The organism is Streptomyces melanosporofaciens (genome assembly GCF_900105695.1).
Taxonomy (GTDB): domain Bacteria; phylum Actinomycetota; class Actinomycetes; order Streptomycetales; family Streptomycetaceae; genus Streptomyces; species Streptomyces antimycoticus.
In genome coordinates this window covers 24,995-46,339 of record NZ_FNST01000001.1, presented here as the reverse complement: position 1 = coordinate 46,339, position 21,345 = coordinate 24,995, and the positions used below count along the sequence as shown (strand labels likewise).

At 70.5% G+C, this 21,345-nt stretch carries 13 protein-coding genes and 5 pseudogenes; 10 read left to right on the top strand and 8 right to left on the bottom strand.

Features of this window, described 5'->3' with window-relative positions; all coding sequences use genetic code 11:
* Positions 1-124: 124 nt before the first annotated feature.
* The 6 genes and pseudogenes from BLV72_RS00220 to BLV72_RS47620 all read right to left on the bottom strand — a co-directional run bounded on the left by BLV72_RS00220 (position 125) and on the right by BLV72_RS47620 (position 3,901).
* Positions 125-1,135 (bottom strand): annotated as a pseudogene (locus BLV72_RS00220) (MSCRAMM family protein).
* A 30-nt stretch (positions 1,136-1,165) separates the two neighbouring features.
* Positions 1,166-1,654 (bottom strand): hypothetical protein, encoded by a 489-nt coding sequence (locus tag BLV72_RS00215; RefSeq protein WP_093459456.1) that lies wholly within the window; start codon positions 1,652-1,654, stop codon positions 1,166-1,168.
* 32 nt (positions 1,655-1,686) lie between these two features.
* Positions 1,687-2,548: pseudogene (locus BLV72_RS00210) on the bottom strand (SPDY domain-containing protein).
* A 26-nt stretch (positions 2,549-2,574) separates the two neighbouring features.
* A pseudogene (locus BLV72_RS00205) lies at positions 2,575-3,202 on the bottom strand (HAD family hydrolase).
* Positions 3,199-3,677 (bottom strand): annotated as a pseudogene (locus BLV72_RS00200) (MFS transporter); the annotation flags it as partial. The pseudogenes BLV72_RS00205 and BLV72_RS00200, both read right to left, overlap by 4 nt.
* A gap of 71 nt (positions 3,678-3,748) precedes the next feature.
* On the bottom strand, positions 3,749-3,901 hold the full coding sequence (locus tag BLV72_RS47620; RefSeq protein ID WP_167746221.1) for a hypothetical protein: 153 nt from the start codon (positions 3,899-3,901) through the stop codon (positions 3,749-3,751).
* A 625-nt stretch (positions 3,902-4,526) separates the two neighbouring features.
* Here BLV72_RS47620 and BLV72_RS47615 point away from each other — a divergent pair.
* On the top strand, positions 4,527-4,703 hold the full coding sequence (locus BLV72_RS47615; protein ID WP_167746220.1) for a hypothetical protein: 177 nt from the start codon (positions 4,527-4,529) through the stop codon (positions 4,701-4,703).
* A gap of 72 nt (positions 4,704-4,775) precedes the next feature.
* On the opposite strand, the gene BLV72_RS00190 is transcribed toward BLV72_RS47615, so the two are convergent.
* Complete coding sequence (locus tag BLV72_RS00190) at positions 4,776-5,819, bottom strand: LacI family DNA-binding transcriptional regulator (protein WP_093459454.1); 1,044 nt, start codon at positions 5,817-5,819, stop codon at positions 4,776-4,778.
* A gap of 261 nt (positions 5,820-6,080) precedes the next feature.
* On the opposite strand from BLV72_RS00190, the gene BLV72_RS00185 reads away from it, so the two are divergent.
* From BLV72_RS00185 to BLV72_RS00170, 4 genes are read left to right on the top strand one after another with little or no spacing between them, the layout of a single operon-like run.
* Positions 6,081-7,229 carry a Gfo/Idh/MocA family protein gene (locus BLV72_RS00185; RefSeq protein ID WP_093459453.1) on the top strand — a complete coding sequence of 383 codons (1,149 nt, stop codon included), beginning with the start codon at positions 6,081-6,083 and terminating at the stop codon, positions 7,227-7,229.
* On the top strand, positions 7,226-8,149 hold the full coding sequence (locus BLV72_RS00180) for a DUF6807 domain-containing protein (RefSeq protein WP_093459452.1): 924 nt from the start codon (positions 7,226-7,228) through the stop codon (positions 8,147-8,149). The genes BLV72_RS00185 and BLV72_RS00180 overlap by 4 nt, the downstream gene beginning before the upstream one ends.
* Positions 8,143-9,525 carry an ABC transporter substrate-binding protein gene (locus tag BLV72_RS00175; protein WP_093459450.1) on the top strand — a complete coding sequence of 461 codons (1,383 nt, stop codon included), beginning with the start codon at positions 8,143-8,145 and terminating at the stop codon, positions 9,523-9,525. The genes BLV72_RS00180 and BLV72_RS00175 overlap by 7 nt, the downstream gene beginning before the upstream one ends.
* A complete protein-coding gene (locus BLV72_RS00170; RefSeq protein WP_093459449.1) occupies positions 9,522-10,493 on the top strand; it encodes a carbohydrate ABC transporter permease in 972 nt (323 codons plus the stop codon). The genes BLV72_RS00175 and BLV72_RS00170 overlap by 4 nt, the downstream gene beginning before the upstream one ends.
* Here BLV72_RS00170 and BLV72_RS00165 read toward each other — a convergent pair.
* Positions 10,429-11,708: pseudogene (locus tag BLV72_RS00165) on the bottom strand (RNA-guided endonuclease InsQ/TnpB family protein). The gene BLV72_RS00170 and the pseudogene BLV72_RS00165 overlap by 65 nt on opposite strands.
* Positions 11,709-11,878: 170 nt before the next feature.
* Between BLV72_RS00165 and BLV72_RS00160 the strand changes: the two are divergent.
* The 5 genes from BLV72_RS00160 (at position 11,879) to BLV72_RS00140 (ending at position 21,291) form a co-directional block, all read left to right on the top strand.
* Positions 11,879-12,715, top strand: a complete 837-nt coding sequence (locus BLV72_RS00160) for a carbohydrate ABC transporter permease (RefSeq protein WP_078638168.1) — start codon at positions 11,879-11,881, stop codon at positions 12,713-12,715.
* An 8-nt stretch (positions 12,716-12,723) separates the two neighbouring features.
* On the top strand, positions 12,724-13,338 hold the full coding sequence (locus tag BLV72_RS00155; protein ID WP_093459447.1) for a hypothetical protein: 615 nt from the start codon (positions 12,724-12,726) through the stop codon (positions 13,336-13,338).
* 57 nt (positions 13,339-13,395) lie between these two features.
* Positions 13,396-15,192 carry a sugar-binding domain-containing protein gene (locus BLV72_RS00150; RefSeq protein ID WP_093459445.1) on the top strand — a complete coding sequence of 599 codons (1,797 nt, stop codon included), beginning with the start codon at positions 13,396-13,398 and terminating at the stop codon, positions 15,190-15,192.
* A gap of 63 nt (positions 15,193-15,255) precedes the next feature.
* Entirely contained in the window at positions 15,256-18,912 is a 3,657-nt protein-coding gene (locus tag BLV72_RS00145; RefSeq protein WP_093459443.1) for an alpha-glucuronidase family glycosyl hydrolase, read from the top strand.
* Between the two features lie 102 nt (positions 18,913-19,014).
* Positions 19,015-21,291, top strand: coding sequence for a glycoside hydrolase family 43 protein (locus tag BLV72_RS00140; RefSeq protein WP_093459442.1), 2,277 nt, complete (start codon positions 19,015-19,017; stop codon positions 21,289-21,291).
* Positions 21,292-21,345: the final 54 nt, after the last annotated feature.

Genomic DNA, 21,345 nt, shown 5'->3' with positions numbered 1-21,345 from the left:
TCGCCAGCGCCGCGGTCCAAGCACGCATAGAGGCCCCCGCACCCGGGAGACGCTGTTGGCGGTCGCCAACGGTGTGTCATTTGGGGGTGTGGGGGCTCCGTGTAGTGAAGAAGGGTGGGCGCAGTCAGCTCCCGGTGGAGTCTTCTGTGTGGCTGTCGGTGCGACTGCGGCGTGCCACGGCGAGGGCGCCTCCGCCTGCCGCGATCAGCACGGCCGCTCCGCCGATCAGCCACGGTGTGGCGTTAGCGCCGGTGTGGCGAGGGTGCCCGTCGGCGTCTTCGGTGTGGCGTCGCCGACCGGGGTGGCGGCGATGGCGGAGGAGTCGGGTTCCGGTGTGTCGCTATCTGACGCGGACGGCGTGGCCTCTCCGGTTTTGCTCTTCGGCTTGCCTGGGCTGCAGGGGGTGTCGGTGGGTGTGTGCGTGGGCTTGCCCGAGGGTTCGGGCTTCGGGGTGGTGGTGGTCTTGGCATTGGTGACGGTCACGGTCACCGGGTCGCCGGGAGCCGCTGTGAACTTCTTGGTCGGCTTGTACGGGTCGTAGCCGGCAGGGGCTTTGATCTCCTTGACCCAGAACTGGCCTTGTGGCTCGACATAGGCAGCTCTCCGGAGACCGTGCCCTTGGCTCCCGTGGTCAGGGTGAGCAGTGTCGAGGTGCCGGTGCCGATGTTCACGGTTGCGCCGGGCAGGAGCTTGCCGGTCTTGTCGTCCTTGGCCTGCAGGAGGACCTTGGCGGCCCTGAACGGGTCGGTGATCGTCAGCCGTGTGGTCGCGCCCGGGGTGACGATGACGTCCTGGTCGGCGACGACCTCGTGGAGCGGGCTACCGGAAGCCGTCTCCTTGAGCCGGTAGACGCCGGGCGCGAGGTTGGAGAAGATCAGCTTCCCCTGAGCGTCGGTCGTCCCGCGTCCGGCCTCCTGGCCAGCGGAGTCGAGCAGCAAGAACACGGCGCCGGCAGGGCGTCTCCGGCCGTGTCCTTGGTGGTGATCTCGACGCTGCCCGCGTCCGGGGCCGGAGTCTCGGCGGAGGCCGAGGGGCTCGGTTCGGAGGGCTCGGCGCTCGCGGCCGGCGCCCAGGTGAGGGTTCCGGCTGCGGCGACGACGAGGGCGGCGGCGGATCGAACGAGACGTGCGTGCACGAGGAAGAAGACTCCTTGATCGGTCGGGGGTCAGCGGGTGCGGGCCCCGGCGGGGGCGGTCGGCGGGGCCGGAGTGCTGCGCGACGTGCGGCCGGCCGCTCGCTTGGGCGCGGAGGCGGCCCAGGCGCCGGGAAACCAGACGACCGTGTACCGCTGGATGGCATCGCGCAGCCCGGTGGTGACGGCCCCGTCCCACGGAGGGCGGCCGGGGCGGTGGTATTTGTCGAAGGTGCCGTACTGCTTGGTGTTCGGCCGGGTGTTGGCGGCTTCGTCGCGGCGGTGGAAGGTCCCGTGGTCCACGAAGCTGAGCGCCACCGCGTCGATCTCCCCGCGTTCCGGGTGGACGACTGCGACACGCAGCCCGCCATAGGTGTCCGCGTGGATGGTGCGGGTGAAGTCGATTCGCAGCCGAAGCGGCGTGCCCGGGACGGGAGCGGCGTAGTAGATGTTGCCCACGACGGCGTGGTCGTGGAAAGGGAGGCACAGCTCGGTGAAGAACGCGGGGGCCTGTAGCGACACGAGGGTAGGTCTCCGGTCGGGGTGGGTTGGGGTCAGCGGCGTGGGCCGGGCAGGGCAGGTCGGCTCGTGGTGCTCCACCGCGGGACGCTGGCCGCGGGAAGCGCGGCCGGGCGGCGGGACGCGGCGGCCCGCCGGACGTCGAGGGGGTGGGCGACGGCGGACTCGGCGGGAGGATCGGAGAGAGCTGGGCGTGATCCTTGACGTAGCTGTAGGTGTCGTCCCGCCAGCGAGGAAGGGGGGCGGGGTCGGTCACGGCTTCGGTCACGGCCCGCAGAAGGGCGGCTGGGGTGTCGGTGCTGGCCGTGGCGTACCAGAAGGGCCGGGCTGAGGAGGTGCCGGCCCACAGGTGCCAGCGGGCGTCGCGGGTTTCGAGTTCGATCGCTGGGTCGAGGTTGCCGGTGGTGTACTCCAGCGTGGCGAGGCCGTCGGGTGAGGTGATGGCGAAGGTGCTCGGGTGCGGGCGGTCGAGTTGCCAACCGTGGTTGATGAGGGGGGCGACCAAGAACGGGTTGTGGTCGGCGCTGTCGGCGACCGGCCGGGCGAGGTAGTGGTCCGGGCCCTGCCGGTACGCCTCGGCGAGGGCGGTGGTGAAGGCGGTGACGAACTCCGTGGGCGCGGCGTCGTTGAAGCAGACACCCCAGGCCGGCGGACCGAAGGCGTCCTTGTAGGCGTTGATGCGCCACAGTCCGTCGTCGTCGCCTTCGGGGAGGTACCCGAGGCGGACCTTGCCGTCGGGAGCCGTGAGGTAGGCGTTGCCGGTGTCGTCGTGGTGCAGATCCCAGCCGAGGTCGCGCAGCGGGTTAAGGCCGGGGTCACCGACTGCGGTGGATCGGGCCAGGTGGCTGGGGAGACGTAGACGTCGCCGTCGATGGTGTCGTGGTCGTCGTGAAGCACGGAATCCTGAGGAAGAAGGGGGTGGGTCAGTTCGGGGACTGCAGGGCGGCTGCGAGGTCGGTGGGCCGGCCGGTGTAGTGCAGGGTGCGCAGGCCCAGGTGGCGGGCGGCGTGGCAGTTGTCGGCCCGGTCGTCCACGAAGAGGACGCGGTCGGGGTCGGCGGCGCCGGTGGCGTTCATCGCGTGCTGGTAGGCGGCCGGGTCGGGTTTGCAGACCTGGAGCCGGGCCGAGTAGAAGGCGTGGGTGATCAGGCGGCGCCATATATGGCGGTCGAGGACGTCGCTGAGGTGGCGGGGTGCGTTCGACAGCAGGACCAGCGGCAGCCCGAACTCGTGGGCGTGAAGCAGGACGTCGACGACGCGGTCGTCGGTGGACGCCACATGTCGGTGTCGGCGTCGCGGAGTTCACGCAGTCGGCGGGCGCCGGGGTGGTGGCCGAGGACCGTGGCCCAGTACGCGAGGTCGCTGAGCTGGCCGGCGTCGTAGGCGGAGCGAACGTTCCAGAAGGCGTTCTGGAAGGCGGGAGGTCGTCTTCGGGCCAAAGGACGGTGTGGGCCAGGCGGAGCCACTGGTCGGTGGTGGGTTGCAGGCCGATGACGCCGTTGTAGTCGAGGATGACGGCGTCCAGGCCCGCCTGGGCGGTGGCGGGTGTCAAGGGGTGGTGTTCTCCAGGGCGCGGTGGGCGAGGGCGGCGACGGCGGCTGCGAGGAGGGCGGGCAGCAGCAGGGCCGTGGACAGGGTGGTGGCGCTGGCGAGGGCGCCGATGCGGGCCGGTCCGGCGAGGAGGCCGAGGTAGCCGGTGGCGGTGACCGTGGCCACGGCCTTGGCGCCACTGGCTCCGGCCGCGGTGATGAGTGAGGGCACGGTGGTAGACAGGCCGAGTCCGAAGACAGTCCAGCCCGTCAGCGCCAGCGGGGCACTCGACCGGCAACACCGATCGTGAGACCTGCGGCGGCGAGAACGGCACCGGCCCGTACGACCGTCGGGGCGCCGAAGGCTGCGGTGAGCCGGTCACCGGTCAGCCGTCCCACGGCCATGGCCGCGCTGTACAGCGCGAACGCGGTGGCGCTCGCGGCCGTCGGGGCGCCAAGGGTGTGCAGGTGCACGGCGGCCCAGTCGGCGGCGCGGCCCGCCGTTCAACTCGGTCGCGGACATCCGCCGGCCCCGGCTCGCTGCACTGGTCCGCCACGACTGCACGCGGCTACGGGTAGACCCCGAGCTCGTAGTGGCACACCCCGGCGTACACGGTCAAGGTGCCGTCGTCGTCGCCCCAGGGGTGCTCCGGGAGTGAGATGTCCAGGAAGCTGCGGGAGCAGCCCTCGCAGCAGTCGAAATGGTCCTGCTGCGCTGTCACGTCCGCTTCGGTGCGAGGGTTGCGCATCGTATGGACGTCGTGACCGTTGCACTCGTCCTTCGGGCACGCGAGCCTGACGGGGAAGACGCCCCCCGGTCAACGCCTGGACGTCCGGGACTTCGGGGACGCCCCGGCCTGACCCCGCCCGGCCCCCCGCGACCCACCGCCAACCGCTCTCCCCCGGCCTGCGGCCGCCCCTCCGACCGATCTAACGCACCCCACACGCGGAGCCACCGGGTTGACCACCACTCCGCCGCTCGCCGTCCAGCTGTGGCAGGGGCACGCACCCTAATACGGGCGCATGAGCGGGTGCGAACGCAAATCAGGCACCCGAAAGAGTCACAGACACATGGACCGCACGAGTCACCGACCGCATCGTGCGCGCCAGCGCGTTCGATCTCACAGAGAAGCCGCACCGGAGTGCTCCGATGCGGCTTCGCCGTCTCACGGATCCGCGCAGAGATCCCCTCAGGACGGACCTCGGTGGGGCCTCGCCGTATCACCCTCGTGTCACACCGCAATCACCAACTGGGCAGACCGTCCCGGATCAAGACGCTCTGACCTGCAATTTCCTGCCCGCGCTGGACTGCCGTAAGCGTCCCTGGACGGTCTCTACAACCTGACGGTGAAGGCCGTGGGCTGCACCCTCACGGTGACCGGCAGGCCCTCGGGCTCCCCCGCCCCGCCGACCGGGTTCACGTACCAGGATCCGGACTGTTCCTTCACCCGGGGCGCGATCGGGGTGCGTGACCAGGCCGGGACCGCGAGCTGGCGGCACCTGACCGTCACCGGGAGCGGCTGAGCGCTCGTGTGCCGAGGGACCGTCCTCCGTCTGGCGGTCCCTCGGCGCGGATCAGCGAAAGGTCGGTTCGGATCAGGGAAAGAGCTGTTGGCGCCCGCCGTTCGTGGATTCCCGGGCGTGCAGCCAGTGCGGAGCCGTATGCACCTCGAAGGGCAGGGGCACATCCGAGCGGATGCGGGCCGCCAGGCACTTCACGGCCAGTGAGGCGATGGCGGTCTTGTCGGGGGCCACGGAGGTGAGGGACGGCGTGCTGTAGAGCGCCTCGTCGGAGCCGTCGATGCTTGCCACGGCGACGTCGTCCGGGATGCTCAACCCCACTTCGAACAGGGCGCGTTGGGCGCCGACGGCCAGCAGATCGCTGAAGCAGAAGACCGCGTCGGGGCGTACACCGGCCGGCAGGGCGGCCAGGGCGCGCATCGCCAGCAGGCCGTTGCGCCGGTCGAACTCCTTGATGGCGGGCGCGAGCCGGGGGTCGTAGGTCACCCCGGCCTCGTGCAGGGCGAGCTGGAAACCCTCCAGGCGCTGCCGACTGGTCGCCGACGCCTGCTGGTCCACACCGATGGCGGCGATCCGCGTACGGCCGAGACCGGCCAGGTGCGCGGTGGCGTCGCGCGCCGCCGCGACGTTGTCGATCAGGACGTGGTCGGCCCCCACCTGGTCACGCTCGTAGCTGCGCTCACCGAGCAGAACCAGCGGGAACTCGTTGGCCACGGCGGCGAGTTCGTCGGGCGAGACACGCAGGGGCGACAGGATCACACCGTCCAGCAGTGACGCGCCGACGCCGGTGGCCAGGCGCAGTTCCTCCGTCGCGTCGCCCAGCGTCTCCTCGATCAGGACGGTCAGGCCCAACTGCGCGGCCTCGGCCCGGACGTGCTGGGCGAGTTCGGCGAAGTACGGCGTGGCCAGATCCGGGACGGCGAGGCCGATCAGGCCGCTGTGCCCGGTGCGCAGCCGGCGGGCCGACGGGTTGGGCCGGTAGCCGAGCTCGTGCACCGCCTTCAGTACGCGCTTCCGCGTGGCCTCGGATACGCGGGGAGCATCGCGTACAACGTTGGACACCGTCTTGATCGAGACCCCTGCCCGCTCCGCCACGTCCTTGAGTGTCACCGCGGCCACTGGCCGACCTCCTCACCTGTGTTTCTCCGCATTATGCAGGGCTTTCGGCGGGCTGTCAGGGCCGGGCGGCTCGGAATCCCGTTCCGGACGAGGGGTTGACCGTGGCGAGATTTCGCGGTTACAACGTTGGAACAGATCGATAGCAAGCGGTTGCTACCGGGGGCGTCACGGGGGCGGCCGAGGGCTGTCCGTCGGACGGTCCGGGCTGCCCCCCCGCGCCCACGACGCCGCGCTCACCGCACATCTCATGAGAGGCTCCGCATGTCTTCGCACCGCTCCACCACCCCACTGCGCACCACCGTGGTCGGCACCGGGGGCATCGCGCGCTCCAGCCATCTGCCCGCGCTGCGCACGCTCGCCGACGCGGGCGAGGTGGAGATCGTCGCCGCCGTCGACGTCGACACGGACGCGGTGCGCGCGTTCGCGGCCGGCGCCGGGATTCCGTACGCCTCGACGGACCTCGACGCGACTCTGGCCGAACTGCGCCCCGATCTCGTGGTGTTGTGCACGCCGCCCGCCGTGCACCGCGACCAGGCGGTGACCGCGCTGAAGGCGGGCGCCTGGGTGTGGTGCGAGAAGCCGCCGTGCCCGTCCCTCGCCGACTTCGACGCCATCGAGACCGCCGAGAAGCCCGGGGACGCGGGACCGTACGCCTCCATCGTCTTCCAGCACCGGTTCGGCTCCGGCGCGCGCCATGTGCGGCGACTGCTGCGGGAGGGGGCGTTCGGCCGCCCGCTCGTCGCCCACTGCCAGACCACCTGGTACCGGGACGCCGCCTACTACTCCGTTCCGTGGCGCGGGCGGTGGGCGACCGAGGGCGGCGGGCCCGCCATGGGGCATGGCATCCACCAGACGGATCTGCTCCTGGACCTGATGGGGCCCTGGAGCGAGGTGCGGGGGATGGCGGCGCGGCTCGTGCACGACGTCGAGACCGAGGACGTGTCCACGGCGCAGGTGCGGTTCGCGAGCGGCGCCGTGGCCACCGTGGTCAACAGCGTGCTGAGCCCCGACGAGGTGAGCCGGATCCGCATCGACTGCGAGCGCGCCACGATCGAACTGACCCACCTCTACGGCTACCGCAACGCGGATTGGCGCATCACCCCGGCCCCCGGTGTCCCCGAGGAGACCGTGGCCGCCTGGCGCGACTTCGGCACGGACGAGCCGAGCTCGCACCTGGCCCAGCTCCGTGCCCTGGTGGCCGATATCAGGGCGGGACGGCGCCATGCGACCAGCGGCGCGGGCGGCCGGCAGACGCTCGAGTTCATCACCGCCCTGTACAAGTCCGCGTTCACCGACACCCCGGTCCGCGCGGGGGAGATCGGCCCCGGCGACCCCTGTTACACCGAGCTGCACGGCGGCGCCCAGGGCTGGGCGCCGGACACCACCCGCAAGGAAGAGGCCTCCGCATGACGCTCGCACTGACCCATGCCCACGGCGACCGCATCACCGTGACCCACGAGGCGACCGGCACCGAGCTGCTCGCCTACGTGTACCGTCCCGAAGCCCCGTGGGAGGCCCCCAAACCGTATCTGCACCCGGTCAGGACCCTCTCCGGCGGACTCGTCACCGACTACCGCCCCAACGACCACCGCTGGCACAAGGGGCTCCAGCTGACGGCCTCCCACCTGTCGGGCCAGAACCTGTGGGGCGGGAACACCTACGTCCACGGCGAGGGGTATGTCGCGCTGCCCGAGCGGGTCGGCTCGATGGCGCACATCGCATTCGAGGAGGTCGCCGCCGCGGACGACCGGGCCGTGATCGCCGAGCGTCTGACCTGGCATCCGTACGACGGTGAACTGTGGGCCGAGGAGGAGCGCCGCATCGAGGTGCGCGACGTCGATCCGCGGGCCGGCAGCTGGTCGCTCACCTGGACCTCGGCGATCACCAACCGCCGGTCCGAACCGCTGCGCTTCGGCAGCCCCACCACCCACGGCCGCCCGGCCGCCGGATACACCGGCCTGTTCTGGCGGGGCCCGCGCGCCTTCCGCGACGGTCACGCCTTCACCGCCGAGGCGGACGGCGGCGACCTCATGGGCAGCCAGGCGCCCTGGCTGGCCTACGTCGGTGAGCACGACGGGCGCGACGGCCACGCCACGGTCGTCTTCGAGCACGCCCCGGCCAACGACCACGCGGGTGACAAGGGGACGCATCCGGCTCACTGGTTCGTGCGCAGCGACCCGTTCGCCGCGGTCGCGCCGTCCTTGGCGTTCCACGAGGAGCTCGTCCTCGCCCCCGGCGACACCCTCTCCCGCGGCTACCGGATGACCGTCGCCGACGGCGCCTGGGACCGCGAGCAGGTCGCCGCCCACCTGGGCAGGCACACATGGTGAGCGCGAGGTACGACGGCTTCCCCGCGGCGGTCGGCGTGGCCCGGTCGCGCGACCAGGACGGCCGGCTGCCACGCCCGAGCCGCCGGGCCGTCCTGGCCGTCGCCGCCATCGGCCTCAGCACCGCCCTGACCGGCACGCTCTCCGCGTGCTCCGCCGCGAGCGGCGACTCGTCCGGCGTCACCCTCCGGTTCTCCTGGTGGGGCAACGACGACCGTGCCGCGCGCACCGAGAAGGCGGTCCGCCTCTTCGAGAAGGAACACCCCGGCGTCACCGTGCGCACGTCGAACGGCGACTTCGGCTCGTATCTCCAGAAGCTGGCCACACAGGCCGCCGGCGGCGGTGTGCCCGACGTGGTCCAGCTCGACTACCGGCAGATCTCCCAGTACGCGGGCGGCAAGGCGATCATGCCGCTGGACGGTGTCATCAAGGACCGGACGATCCGCACGTCCGACATGGACCAGGACTTCCTGCGCACCGGCACCTACCAGGGCAGGCAGTTCGCCCTGCCCATGGGGCGCGGCATCACCGGATACGCCTACGACTCCGCCGTCTACAAGGAGGCGGGTATCCCCACGCCCCGGCCCAGTTGGACCTGGCAGGACTGGGCGAAGGCCAACAAGAAGATCGCCGCCCTGGGCATGAAGTCCCCCGACGGACGCCCCTTCACCGGCGCCAACGACGGCGGCGGCAACGAGGACGTCTTCGAGACCTGGCTGCGCGGCCGCGGCAAGAACCTCTACGCGGACCAGACGAAACTCGGCTTCACCGAGGACGACCTCACCGCCTTCTGGTCGTTCCTCAACACACTCCGCGAAGAAGGCGCCATCGCCCAGGCCCGGGACACCGTGCAGGCCAAGAGCACCGAGACCAGCCCCATCGGCCGCCGCCTCGGGGCCGCCGACTTCACCTGGGACGCGCCGTTCCCCGGATACACGGCCCTGCTCGGCGAGGACATCCACTTCGCGCCCGTGCCCACGACCGGCGGCCACCAGGGCGCGTACTTCAAGCCGAGCATGCTCCTCGGCATCGGCTCGCAGACCGAGCACCCCAAGGAGGCGGCCCAGTTGATCGACTTCCTCCTGAACGACCCACGGGCCGGCGACATCCTCGGCTTCTCCCGGTCCACCCCGCCGAACCGCAAGATCGCCGCCCGGGTCGCCAGGACGCTCGAGGGACCGGAGCGGGAGATCTACGACTACGCGCAGACGATGGAGAAGTACGGCCTGGACATCCCGCCGACCGCACCGCCGCCCGGCGATCTCGCGATCCAGACGGCGTTCAAGCGCAATCACCAGCGCATGATCTACGGGATGGCCACCCCGCGACAGGCGGCACGTGAACTCATCGACGAGGCGAACCGGGAGCTGGAGTCATGAGCACGGTGTCCACGACAACGGCGCCCGCACGCGCCGTCCGCACCACGGATCCGCGCCCGCGCAAGAGCAAGCGGCGCCAGGTGCGTGAACGGCAGTGGCCCGCCTATGTGTTCCTCTCCCCCTGGATGATCGGCGCGGTCGTGCTGACCCTCGTGCCGATGGCCGTATCCCTGTACCTGTCGTTCACGGACTACAACCTGTTCGATCCGCCGCACTGGGTGGGCCTGCGCAACTACCGGGAGATGCTGACCGAGGACCCCCGCTACTGGCGGTCGGTCGGCACCACGATGCTGTACGTCGTCGTGGCCGTCCCGCTGAAGCTGGGCCTGGCCCTCGGCGTGGCGATGCTGCTGAAGAACCTCGGCCGGGGCCGCGGCTTCTACCGCTCCGCGTTCTACGCGCCGTCCCTGCTCGGCGCGAGCATGTCCATCGCCCTGGTGTGGAAGGCGCTGTTCAACGACGGCGGCACCGTCGCAGGCGTCCTGGACACCGTCGGCGTCCACACCGGCGGCTGGGTCGGCAACCCTCATCTCGCGGTGTACGGGGTCGTCCTGCTGACGGTGTGGCAGTTCGGCGCGCCCATGGTGATCTTCCTGGCGGGCCTCCAGCAGATCTCGCCCGACCTCTACGAGGCCGCGGCGCTCGACGGCGCGGGCCGCCGGCGGCAGTTCATGTCCATCACCGTGCCGATGCTGTCCCCGGTCGTCTTCTTCAACCTGGTCCTGGAGGTCATCAACTCCTTCCAGGTCTTCACCCCGGCCTTCGCCATCAGCGGCGGCGACGGCGGACCCGCCGACTCCACGATGTTCTACACGCTGTACCTGTACGAGCGCGGCTTCACGGCCTCGCATATGGGATACGCGGCGGCGATGGCCTGGCTGCTGCTGATCGCCATCGGCGCGATCACCCTGATCCTGTTCCGGACCTCCCGGTCCTGGGTGTTCTACGCGGACGAGGAGGGCCGTTGACTTCTCCCCCTCCTGATGGAGGGGGTTCCGACGGCTCGCGCCGTAGAGGTTCCTGTTTCATCACCGACTGCCCGCCCGGAGTACTCCGTTGAGGTCTTACACCGGCTCCACAGGCCGACACCGCCAGCCCGGCGGCCAAAATGTTCCGCGCCGCGTTCACGTCGCGGTCGTGGGTGACGCCACAACTGCCGCAGGTCCAGGTGCGGACGCTGAGCGGCATCGTGTTCTGCAAGGTTCCGCAGTTCGAACACAGCTTGGAGGAGGGGAACCAGCGGTCGACCGCGATCACCTCGCGGCCGTACCACCGGGCCTTGTACTCCAGCATCGTGCGGAATTCCGACCAGGCCGCGTCCGAGATGGCGCGGGCCAGCCTGCCGTTCTTGAGCAGGTTCCGAACGGTGAGGTCCTCGATCACGATCGTTTGGTTGTCACGAACGAGCCGAGTAGTGATCTTGTGCAACGTGTCGCGCCGTCGGTCGGCGATCCGGGCGTGAACGCGGGCGACCCTCCGGCGGACCTTGGTCCGGTTGGCTCCCTCGCCCTTGGCTTTGCGGGCCAGTTCCCGCTGAGCCTTGGCGAGACGGTCGCGGTCGCGTCGTTCATGGCGGGGGTTGGTGATCTTTTCCCCGGTCGACAGGGTCAGCAGGTGGTCCAGCCCGGCGTCCACGCCGACCGCTGCGTCCGTTTTGGGCAGTGGCTGCACACCGGGGTCCTCGCACAGCAGGGAGACGAACCAGCGTCCGGCCGCGTCCTGGGAGACGGTCACCGTGGACGGTGCGGCTCCCTCTGGGAGGGGCGGGACCAGACGATGGCCAGCGGCTCGGTCATCTTGGCCAGGGTCAGCTTCCCGTCCTGGAACCGGAACGCGCTGGTGGTGTACTCCGCCGACTTGCGGGACTTCTTCCGCGACTTCAACCGCGGGTACCGGGCCCGCTGGGCGAAGAAGTGGGTGAATGCTGTCTGGAGGTGGCGCAGGGCCTGTTGCAGTGGGACGGAGGAAACCTCGTTCAGGTAGGCGAGTTCCTCGGTCTTCTTCCACTCGGTGAGCATGGCCGAGGTGGCGTTGTAGTTCACCCGCTCCTGCCGCAATACCCACGCCTGGGTGCGTGCTGCCAGGGCCAGGTTGTAGACCTTCCGCACGCACCCGAACGTGCGCGACAGCTCGGCCGCCTGCGCATCGGTCGGATAGAAACGGTACTTGAACGCCCGTCTCACGTGCGTGCTCCTCACGTCTCACATGCTAGCGCATCACCTTGTGACCCACTGCGGGTAGTTGGGGGTGGACGCCGGTCCGCCCTGGCGGCTAACCGGCGTCCCTTGCCCTGCTCCGCAGGAGCCCGATTCCTCCCCACCCTGAAGGGCGGGGCTTCCTCGGAGGAGATCAGATGAACATCGCCACCAAGCGGTGGCTGCCGCACACGATCTCGGCCGCCGCGCTGCTCGTCCTGCTGTATCCGCTGGCCTGGCTGCTCGCCACCTCGCTCAAGCCGGCCGACGAGGTGATGACGAGCCTCGACCTGTGGCCCAGCCATCTGGAGTGGTCGAACTACACGACCGCCCTGGACGGGGTCTCGGGTGTCACCGTCACCCACCTGCTCGGCAACACGCTGCTGATCGCGGGGGGTGCCGTCCTCGGCAACGTCCTGTCCTGCTCGCTGGCCGCCTACGCCTTCGCCCGGCTGCGCTTCCGGATGAGCAAGGTGATGTTCGCCTTCATGGTGGCGACGCTGATGCTGCCGCACCACGTCGTGCTGATCCCGCAGTACATCATCTTCAACCGGCTCGGTCTGGTGGACAGTTACTGGCCGCTGATTCTGCCGAAGTTCCTGGCCACCGAGGCGTTCTTCGTCTTCCTCATCGTCCAGTTCATGCGCGGTCTGCCGCGCGAGCTGGAGGAGTCCGCGCGGATCGACGGCTGCGGTCCCTTCCGTACGTACTGGTCGATCACGCTGCCGCTGGCCCGGCCCGCGCTGATCACCACGGCCATCTTCACCTTCATCTGGACGTGGAACGACTTCTTCACGCAGATGATCTATCTCTTCGCGCCGGAGAAGTACACCATTACCCTCGCCCTGAGCAGCTTCGTCGACCAGTCCAGCACCTCCGCGTACGGGCCCATGTTCGCCATGTCGGTGATCTCGGTGCTGCCGATCGTGCTGTTCTTCTTCGTCTTCCAGCGCTACCTGGTGCAGGGCATGGCCACGTCCGGGCTGAAGGGGTGAGGCACACCATGGCCCACGCACCGATCGCGCCCCGGCGCGAGCGCCGGGAACCCGGAGAGGTCTTCGGCTCCGGCTTCACGCTCTTCGCCGACATGCTGCTCATCGGCCTGCTCACCAGCCTCGCCTGCCTGCCGGTCGTCACGGCCCCGGCCGCGTTCGCCGCCGCGTCCGCGACGCTCCGGCAGGCCGCGGGCAGCGGCGTCCAGGTCAGGGCGGGTACGTACGGCGCTCAGCTGCGTGCCCGGCTGTCCACGCGGTCGGCGGCCCTCGGTCTGGTGCCGCCACTGCTCGCGATGGTCGTCCTGATCGATGCCGCGCTGTTGCGCGCCGCGCTGCCCGGAGCGGCCGTCATGGCGCCCGCTCTCGCGCTGCTCGTCCTGGGCGCCACGGTCGTGGCGCTGCGGGCGACCGCGCTGGAGACACCGCACGTGCTGTCCGCACGCGAGGCGCTGGTCCGCTCGGCCGCGGACCCGCGCGGCAGTCTCCTGCTGGCCGGTGCCGTGATCCTCAGCGGGCTGCTGGCCTGGTCGATTCCGCTGCTGGTCCCGCTGCTGCCGGGCCCGCTGGCGTTCGCCGCCACGGTCGTGGACCTCCGCTCCCCCGCGGACGCCCAGGAGAACTGAACCGCGGCGCGCCACCTTGCCATCCCCCACTCACGCACCACACACCGGAGTTCACGCATGCCCCACCCGCACCTGGACGCCGCAGGCCATCCGAGGCCGCAGCTGATCCGCGATCCCGACTGGCGCGACCTCGGCGGCCCCTGGCAGTTCGCCCACGACGACGAGGACCGCGGCCGCGCCGACCGCTGGATGGACCCGGCGACCTCCGCACCGTTCACCGGCACCGTCACCGTGCCCTATCCGCCCGAGTCCGCGGCCTCCGGGGTGGCGGACACCGCCTTCCACCCCGTGCTCTGGTACCGGCGCGCGATCGACGTGGCCCGGCCGACTGCCGGGCGGCGGCTCCTGCTGCATTTCGGTGCGGTCGACCACCGGGCCGAGGTCTGGCTCAACGGCCGCCTGGTGGGACAGCACGAGGGCGGACACACCGGCTTCACCTGCGATCTGACCGGCGCCGTCGACCGGGACGGTGAGCAGACCCTCGTCGTCCGCGCCGAGGACCAGCCGCTCGACGCCGCGCAGCCCCGCGGCAAACAGGACTGGCGCCGGGATCCCCATGTCATCTGGTACCACCGCACCTCCGGGATCTGGCAGCCGGTGTGGCTGGAAGAGGTCCCGGCCGAGCACATCACGCTCCTGCACTGGACGCCCGAGGTCGCCCACGCCCGCGTCCGCTGCCGGCTGCGTCTGGGCCACTGGCCGCGGCGCCCGCTCACCGTGACGGTCCGCCTCACACGGGGCGAGCGGGTGCTCGCCGAGCAGCGCACGCTGATCGAGGGCCAGGAGGCGGAGTTCGATGTCGCGGTGCCCGCCCTGCGCCACGGGCAGGACCTCGACGACCTGTTGTGGAGTCCGGAGCGTCCCCAACTCGTCGACGCGACGGTGGAGTTGCGGGATGCGGCCGAGGACACACCGGCCGACCGTGTGACGTCCTACCTGGGCCTGCGCGACATCGGCTGGGACGACGGAGTCTTCCTGCTCAACCACAAGCCGTACTTCCTCCGGTTCGCGCTCCAGCAGGGCTACTGGCCCGCGTCGCATCTGTCGGCCTCGGCCGACGCATTGCGCCGCGACGTCGAACTGGCGAAGGAGATCGGCCTCAACGGGCTGCGCATCCACCAGAAGATCGAGGACCCGCGCTTCCTGTACTGGGCCGACCGGCTCGGGCTGCTGCTGTGGGAGGAGATGCCGTCGGCGTACACGTTCGGCGCGCAGACCGTCGAGCGCGTGGTCGCCGAGTGGAGTGAAGCGATCTCCCGCGACCTCAGCCACCCCTCGATCGTCGCCTGGGTCCCGATCAACGAGTCCTGGTCCGTGCCGAACCCGGCGCTGGTCCCCGCGCAGCGCCACTTCATGGACGCCGTCTACCACCTGACCAAGGCCCTGGACCCCTCCCGCCCTGCCGTCTCCAACGACGGCTGGGAGATCTCCGCCGCCGACATCTGGGGCGTCCACGACTACACCCAGCACGGGGAGGTACTGCGCCAGCGCTACGGCCACGCCTCGCTGCGCCAGGGCGAGCTCGCCGAGCAGTGGCCCGGGGCCAAACGGCTGACCCTGGACGGCGTCCGCCATCAGGGGCAGCCCGTCGTCCTCAGCGAGTTCGGCGGCGCGACCTTCGAACCGGCCGAGGGCGCCGAGTGGTTCGGCTACGACACCGTGGCCACGAAGGAGGACTTCGCCGAACGCCTCGCCGACCTGGTGGCCGCCGCGGTGGACTCCGGACTCGCGGGCTTTTGCTACACCCAGTTCACCGACACGGAACAAGAGACCAACGGCCTGCTCACACCGGACCGCCAACCGAAGATCCCGCCGGCCGAACTGCGCGCGATTCTCAACCGAACCCGTGCCTGATGTGTCCCGCCATCTGAGGGCTCGGCGCAATTCCCTTCGTTCTTACGTAGAGGAGAAACCGCAATGGCCCGATCCGAGTACGAGTACAGCCGTCGCCGCGTGCTCCAGGCATCCGCTCTCGCCTTCGCCACCGTGCTGAGCCCGTGGGGCACGGCGGACGGCTTCGCCGCATCGGCGGGCAACCCCGACGAGGACGGCTACGACCTCTGGCTGCGCTACCACCCCACTGCCGATCCCCGGCGGCTCGCCGAGTACCGGAAGGCCCTGGCCGGCCTGGCACGTCAGGGCGAGGGCCGGGTCATGGAGAACGCCGAGCGGGAACTGCGGCGGGCCGCCCAGGGCCTCACCGGTAGCGCACCGGTCCGGGTTCCCGCCGATCGAGCCTCGGTGGTCATCGGCACGGTGGACGAGTCACCGGTCGTGCGATCCCAGGTGCGTCCCGATCGGCTGGCCCGGACCGGCCGGCAGGGGTTCGTGATCGAGATGACCGGCCCGCCGGGCAGGCGGCGGCTGGTCATCGGGGCCCGCAGTGATCGGGGCGTGCTGGCCGGGGTCTTCCATCTCATCCGTCTGCTTCAGCTCGAGCGGCCGCTGCACACGCTGTCCGTCCTGGAGAAGCCGCGCACCGCGCTGCGCATGATGAATCACTGGGACAACGTCGACGGGTCGATCGAGCGTGGCTACGCGGGCACTTCGCTCTTCGAGTGGGACAAGCTGCCGGACATCTCGGGCCGGGTGGTCGACTACGCGCGGTCCATGGCATCGATCGGCATCAACGCCTCGGTGCTCAACAATGTGAACGCCGACGCCGACTTCATCACCGGCGAGATGCTGAGGGGACTCAGACCCCTGGCCGCGCTTCTCCACTCGTGGGGCATATCCGCCTGGCTGTCCGTCAACTACGCCAGCCCGATGATCCTGACCGCGGACGACGCCGATCCGATCACGACGGCCGATCCCGCCGATCGACGGGTCCAGCAGTGGTGGCGGGACAAGAGCGCCGAAATCTTCACGAGCCTGCCCGGATTCGGTGGGTTCCTGGTGAAGGCGAACTCGGAGGGGCAGCCCGGCCCACTCGACTACGGACGCACCCATGCCGAGGGCGCGAACATGCTGGCCCGCACGGTGGCACCGCACGACGGGCAGATCGTCTGGCGCAGCTTCGTCCACGAGGATTTCAGCGACTGGGCGGAGTACCAGTACCGGGTGTTCGCCCCGCTGGACGGCACGTTCGACGACAACGTCATCCTCCAGACCAAGTACGGGCCGATCGACTTCCAGATCCGCGAGCCCGTACACCCCCTGTTCGGCGCGATGCGCCACACCCACCAGATGCTGGAGCTCCAGCTCACCCAGGAGTACACGGGCCACGAGATCCACACCACCTATCTGGCTCCGCTGTGGCGGGAGGTGCTGACCTTCCCGACGCGGGGGCCCGGCACCGGACCGACCGTCGCCGACATCCTCGCGGACGGCGATGCCCGTGTGCCGCGGGCGGGCATCGCCGGGGTCAGCAACTTCGGCAATGCCCGCAACTGGACCGGCTATCTGCTGGGAGCGGCGAACACCTACGCCTTCGGCAGGATGTGCTGGGACCCGGACGCCGATCCACGGGACCTGGCCGCGGAGTGGGCCGGACTGACCTTCGGCACCGATGAGGCGGTCACCGAGGTCGTGGCCGATATCCTGACGCGCTCGCGCCGGACGTACGAGGACTACACCTCGCCGCTGGGGGTGGGCTATCTCACCGACCCCGGCGGCGACCATCTCGACCCGAGCCCGCTGGGCACCCTTTTCCAGTCACACCACTCCACGACCGAGGGCACCGGCTTCGACCGCACCGAGGCGACCGGCAGCGGCTTCACCGGGCTCTACCCGCGGCCGTGGCAAAAGCATTACGAATCCGTGGCGACCTGTCCCGACGACCTGCTGCTGTTCATGCACTGGGTGCCGTACGAGCATCGGCTGCGCTCGGGCAAGACGGTCATTCAGCACATCTACGATACGCATTTCACCGGGGTCGACCGCATCGACCGGTTCCTCGCCGGGTGGAGCGAACTGTCCGGGGAGATCGACCGGCAGCGCCATGCCGCCGTCACGGCGGGCTTCGAGGCCCAGCGGGAGCACGCGAGGTTCTGGCGCGACACGGTGGTCGGATTCTTCTTCGACAAGAGCCGCATCGTCGACGCGCAGCGGGAATGGCTGCAAGCGGCGCTGGGCGGGCCGCGGGTGCTGCTCGGCGGCCGGCCGAACCTGCTGCCGGTCACCGTCACCAACGCCTCGGCGCGCGACCGCGACCTGACGGTCGCGCTGCGGACACCGTCGGCGGAGTGGCGCACCGAGCCCGCCGCACAGTCCGCGGCCGGCGCCGCGACCGCGGAGTTGGAGCTGCCGGTCACACCCCCCTTGCTCGGCACCGTCGCCGCCCTGGACCTGGAGGTGGCGCCGAAGCTCACCCGGCTCGACGGCCGGCCGCCGTCCCTGGTCGTCGCCCCCGAGGGCAGGCGTTGCCTCATGGCGCTCAACGCCGGTCCACGGGACGGGACTTCGATGCCCGGCTACGACGCGCTGACCCCCGAGTCGGCCTGGTCCGCGTCGGCCGGCCACGGCTGGGTCGGCGCCGCCCCGTCGGCCAGGGACCGCGGTGGCGAGCCCCTGCTGCGCGACCACCTGTGGCACAACTCGTCCCGGGTGCTGCGCGTCGCCCTGCCGGCCGGCCGGCACACCGGGTACGTGCTGGTCGGTGACACCGGTGCCACGGCCTCCCCGACCCGGGTCGCGGTGGACGGCGCCACGGTCGCCACCAGTCCGAAGCAGCCCAGCGGAACCTTCACCTGGCTGGAGCTCCCCCTCGACGGAGGCGCCACCGGCCGCACCACGGACATCACGTTCACGGGGGTCGGTGGCCCCTGGCGGCTGTCCGCCCTCGCCGTCACCGACCCCGGTGCCCCGGTGCCATCGCTCGTCGTCATGCGGGCGGCGGCGGATCCGGTGTGGTGGGCGGGCCGGGCCAACCCGGTCACGGTGCTGGTCCGCAACACCGGCGCCAAGGACCGCGATGTGGCCGCCCGCCTCGTCACCCCCGACGGCTGGTCGAGCACTGAGCGGACCGTGACGGTCGCCGCCGGAGCCGAGCGAGAGCTGACCGTCACCGGGACCCCGGTGTCCACTCCGGGATTCGCCACCGTCGAGATCCGGCTCACCAGCGGCGACGAGGAGATCGAGCGCGGCCGGTCGGTGTCCGTGGTCACCACGCCACACCCCGATGACGCTGCGGCCGCATTCGACGCCGGCCCGCCGTCCAGCCCGCTGCTGACCGGGTACACCAGGCTGTCGCCCGAGGACGACTACACCGACGACCGCGGCTTCGGCTGGATCGGCGCCCGGCCCAACACCCGTGACCGGGGCAACGCCGACGACCTGCGCCGCGACATCGTCATGCAGAAGGGCGAGCCCAGTGTCCTGCGCGTCCCGGTGCCGGCCGGCAAGCACACGGTGTGGGTGCTGACCGGCGACTCCCTCACCGATTCGGGTGTCACCACCCTCTCCGAGGACGGCACGGTCCTCGGACGCTCCGGCGACGACAGCCTGCCGAGCCGCGCCTTCGTCTGGTTCTCCTTCGAACTCGACGGTGGAGCGGACGGGCGCACCGCCGACCTGCAGATCACCGGTTCGAAGCTGAACGGCCTGTGGCGCATCGCGGCCCTGGTCATCGTCTGAACCCACCCCCGCGCCGTACACCTGTTCCTCCGGGCGCGGCCCGCGACCCGGCATCCGCGATATCTCCGGCATATCCGGTACCCACAAAGGAGAGCTCCCGACATGGCATCGACGTCAGCACGATTCCGCGCGGTCCGGGGCAGACCCGGCACCCTCCTCCTCGCCCTGCTCATGGTCCTGGGCCTGGGCAGTGCGCATCCCGGACCGGCCGCGGCCGATCCCGCCGATCCGCCCGGGACGTACCGGAACCCCGTGATGGACAACGTCGCGGACGCCTTCTCCGACCCGTCGATCATCCGGGCCAAGGACGGCTACTGGTACGCGTATGCCACCCAGACCAGCATGCGCCGGGAGAACCAGGGAGGCCCATGGGAGTCGCAGCACTTCATGCCGATCACACGCTCGGCCGACCTGGTCAACTGGACCTACGTCGGTGATGTCTTCGGGCCCGACAACCACCCGGAGTGGCGCGACTTCGCCACCACCTACTACTGGGCACCCGACATCCGCTACATCAACGGGAAGTACTACCTCTACTACTCGGTCGCCGGCGGCGACAAGAACACCATCGCGCTGGCCACGTCGGACCATCCGGCAGGCCCCTGGCAGGACATCGGCCACCCCGTGCTGCCGTACGGGACGACGGTCAATCAGATCGATCCGTCGGTGTTCGTCGACTCCGACGGCCAGAAGTACCTCTACTACGGCTCGTTCCGCGACGGCGGAATCCAGGCGGTGCGCCTGAACGAGGAGGGCACCGCGCCGGTCGGCGATCCGGTGCAGGTGGTCGGTGCCCGGCGCGGCGAAGCCGCGTACGTGGTGAAGCGCGACGGCTGGTACTACCTGTTCTACTCCGGCCTGGGCTGCTGTGCCCGGGACGAGGGCGCCTATCCGGTGTTCGTCGGGCGGGCCAAGGACCCGATGGGCCCGTTCAAGGACGCCGAGGGCGTCGGCCTGGCCGACCTGCACGTCGGCGGCACGATCGTCAACGCGCCGAACGGCAGCACATGGGTCGCGACCGGCCACTCGGCGAACGTCGTGGACAAGTCCGGCCAGGACTGGATCCTCACCAACGGATTCGACCGCCACGAGAGCGATCCCAACTGGGGTGGACGGCCGACCATGATGGACCGGCTCGACTGGATCGACGGCTGGCCGACGGTGCGCGCGGGCGCCTGGACCAGCGAGGAACGGCAGACCGCGCCGACGAGCACCTGGGACGCGGGCAGCACCTTCGACGACGGCCTCGGCGGCTTCGACACCGCCGGGCACGGGTCCTGGACCACGGGTTCGGATCCGGACTCGGGGCGGTACGCCCGCAGCCGGTCCCGGGCCGCGGTCCCGCGGCTGCTGCTGCCGCGACGGGCCCCGGACGGCGATGTGAGGATCGAGGCCGACGTCCGGCTGCGCGACGGCAAAGGCCGAGTCGGCCTTGTCCTGGCATCCGCAGGCCGGTTCAACCACACCGTGGTCTGGCTGGACTCCACTGGCACACTCTCCGTCGAGGTCACCCGGGACCGGAAGGTGGTGCAAAAGCGCACCGCTCGCCTGCACGCCAACGCCGACCTGCGGACCTGGCACTCGCTCACGGCCGAGATCCGCGACGGGGCGGCGCAGGTACACGTCAGCTCGGCCATGCTCGACATGCCGCTGGCCGAACTGACAGTGGACGTACCCAAGGACTGGCGCCGTGGCGGCGCCGCCTCGACGCGCGGCGCCGGCGAGGTGGACAACGTCGGCGTGACCCGGCTCTATACCCCGGTGACCGTCAAACAGCCGGACCCCGTGACCGGAGCCCGACTGCCGGAGTACGACGAGGACTTCGACGACGACCAGCTGGACGGGTGGACGTGGTTCGGCCCCGCCGACGGAAAGGTCGCCGACGGCCAGTACGTGTGGCCGACGCAGGATGCCGACTTCTCCGGCAAGGGGACCATGGCATCGGCGCTGCTTCGTGACGCTCCGACCGGCACCTATACGGTCGAGACCAAGTTGCACTTCCCGATCACCGACGCCCCCGACGGGCGCAGCCAGGCCGGCCTGATCGCCTTCCGGAGCCCGGAGGACTCGATCCATCTGGCTCCGACCCGGACCGGCCCGTCACGGCAGGCTTTTCTGTGGATCGGCCGGGACCGTGACAGCTGGCCGGAGATGCAGCTGGGCCCGTCGGCCGACACCATGTGGCTGCGGCTGCGCCACACCGTCGATCCGACGACCGGCGAGCACAGGTTCCAGTCGGCCACGAGCCGGGACGGGAAGCACTACATCTGGGGTGGGGTCTGGCATCTGCCCGCCGGCTCCGAACCGCGCATCGGCCTCGTCTCGCTGGCCGGTGAGGGAGTGACCGCACGCTTCGACTATGTGCGCTTCTCCTCCTGACACCGCTCCACTCCCCTGCACGGGCTTGTGCTCCACATCGATTGTCAGTGGTGG

Coding starts and splice junctions, on each gene's coding strand:
- BLV72_RS00185 (WP_093459453.1), top strand. CDS start 6,081: ATGTCTTCGCACCGCTCCACCACCCCACTGCGCACCACCGTGGTCGGC.
- BLV72_RS00180 (WP_093459452.1), top strand. CDS start 7,226: ATGACGCTCGCACTGACCCATGCCCACGGCGACCGCATCACCGTGACC.
- BLV72_RS00175 (WP_093459450.1), top strand. CDS start 8,143: ATGGTGAGCGCGAGGTACGACGGCTTCCCCGCGGCGGTCGGCGTGGCC.
- BLV72_RS00170 (WP_093459449.1), top strand. CDS start 9,522: ATGAGCACGGTGTCCACGACAACGGCGCCCGCACGCGCCGTCCGCACC.
- BLV72_RS00160 (WP_078638168.1), top strand. CDS start 11,879: ATGAACATCGCCACCAAGCGGTGGCTGCCGCACACGATCTCGGCCGCC.
- BLV72_RS00155 (WP_093459447.1), top strand. CDS start 12,724: ATGGCCCACGCACCGATCGCGCCCCGGCGCGAGCGCCGGGAACCCGGA.
- BLV72_RS00150 (WP_093459445.1), top strand. CDS start 13,396: ATGCCCCACCCGCACCTGGACGCCGCAGGCCATCCGAGGCCGCAGCTG.
- BLV72_RS00145 (WP_093459443.1), top strand. CDS start 15,256: ATGGCCCGATCCGAGTACGAGTACAGCCGTCGCCGCGTGCTCCAGGCA.
- BLV72_RS00140 (WP_093459442.1), top strand. CDS start 19,015: ATGGCATCGACGTCAGCACGATTCCGCGCGGTCCGGGGCAGACCCGGC.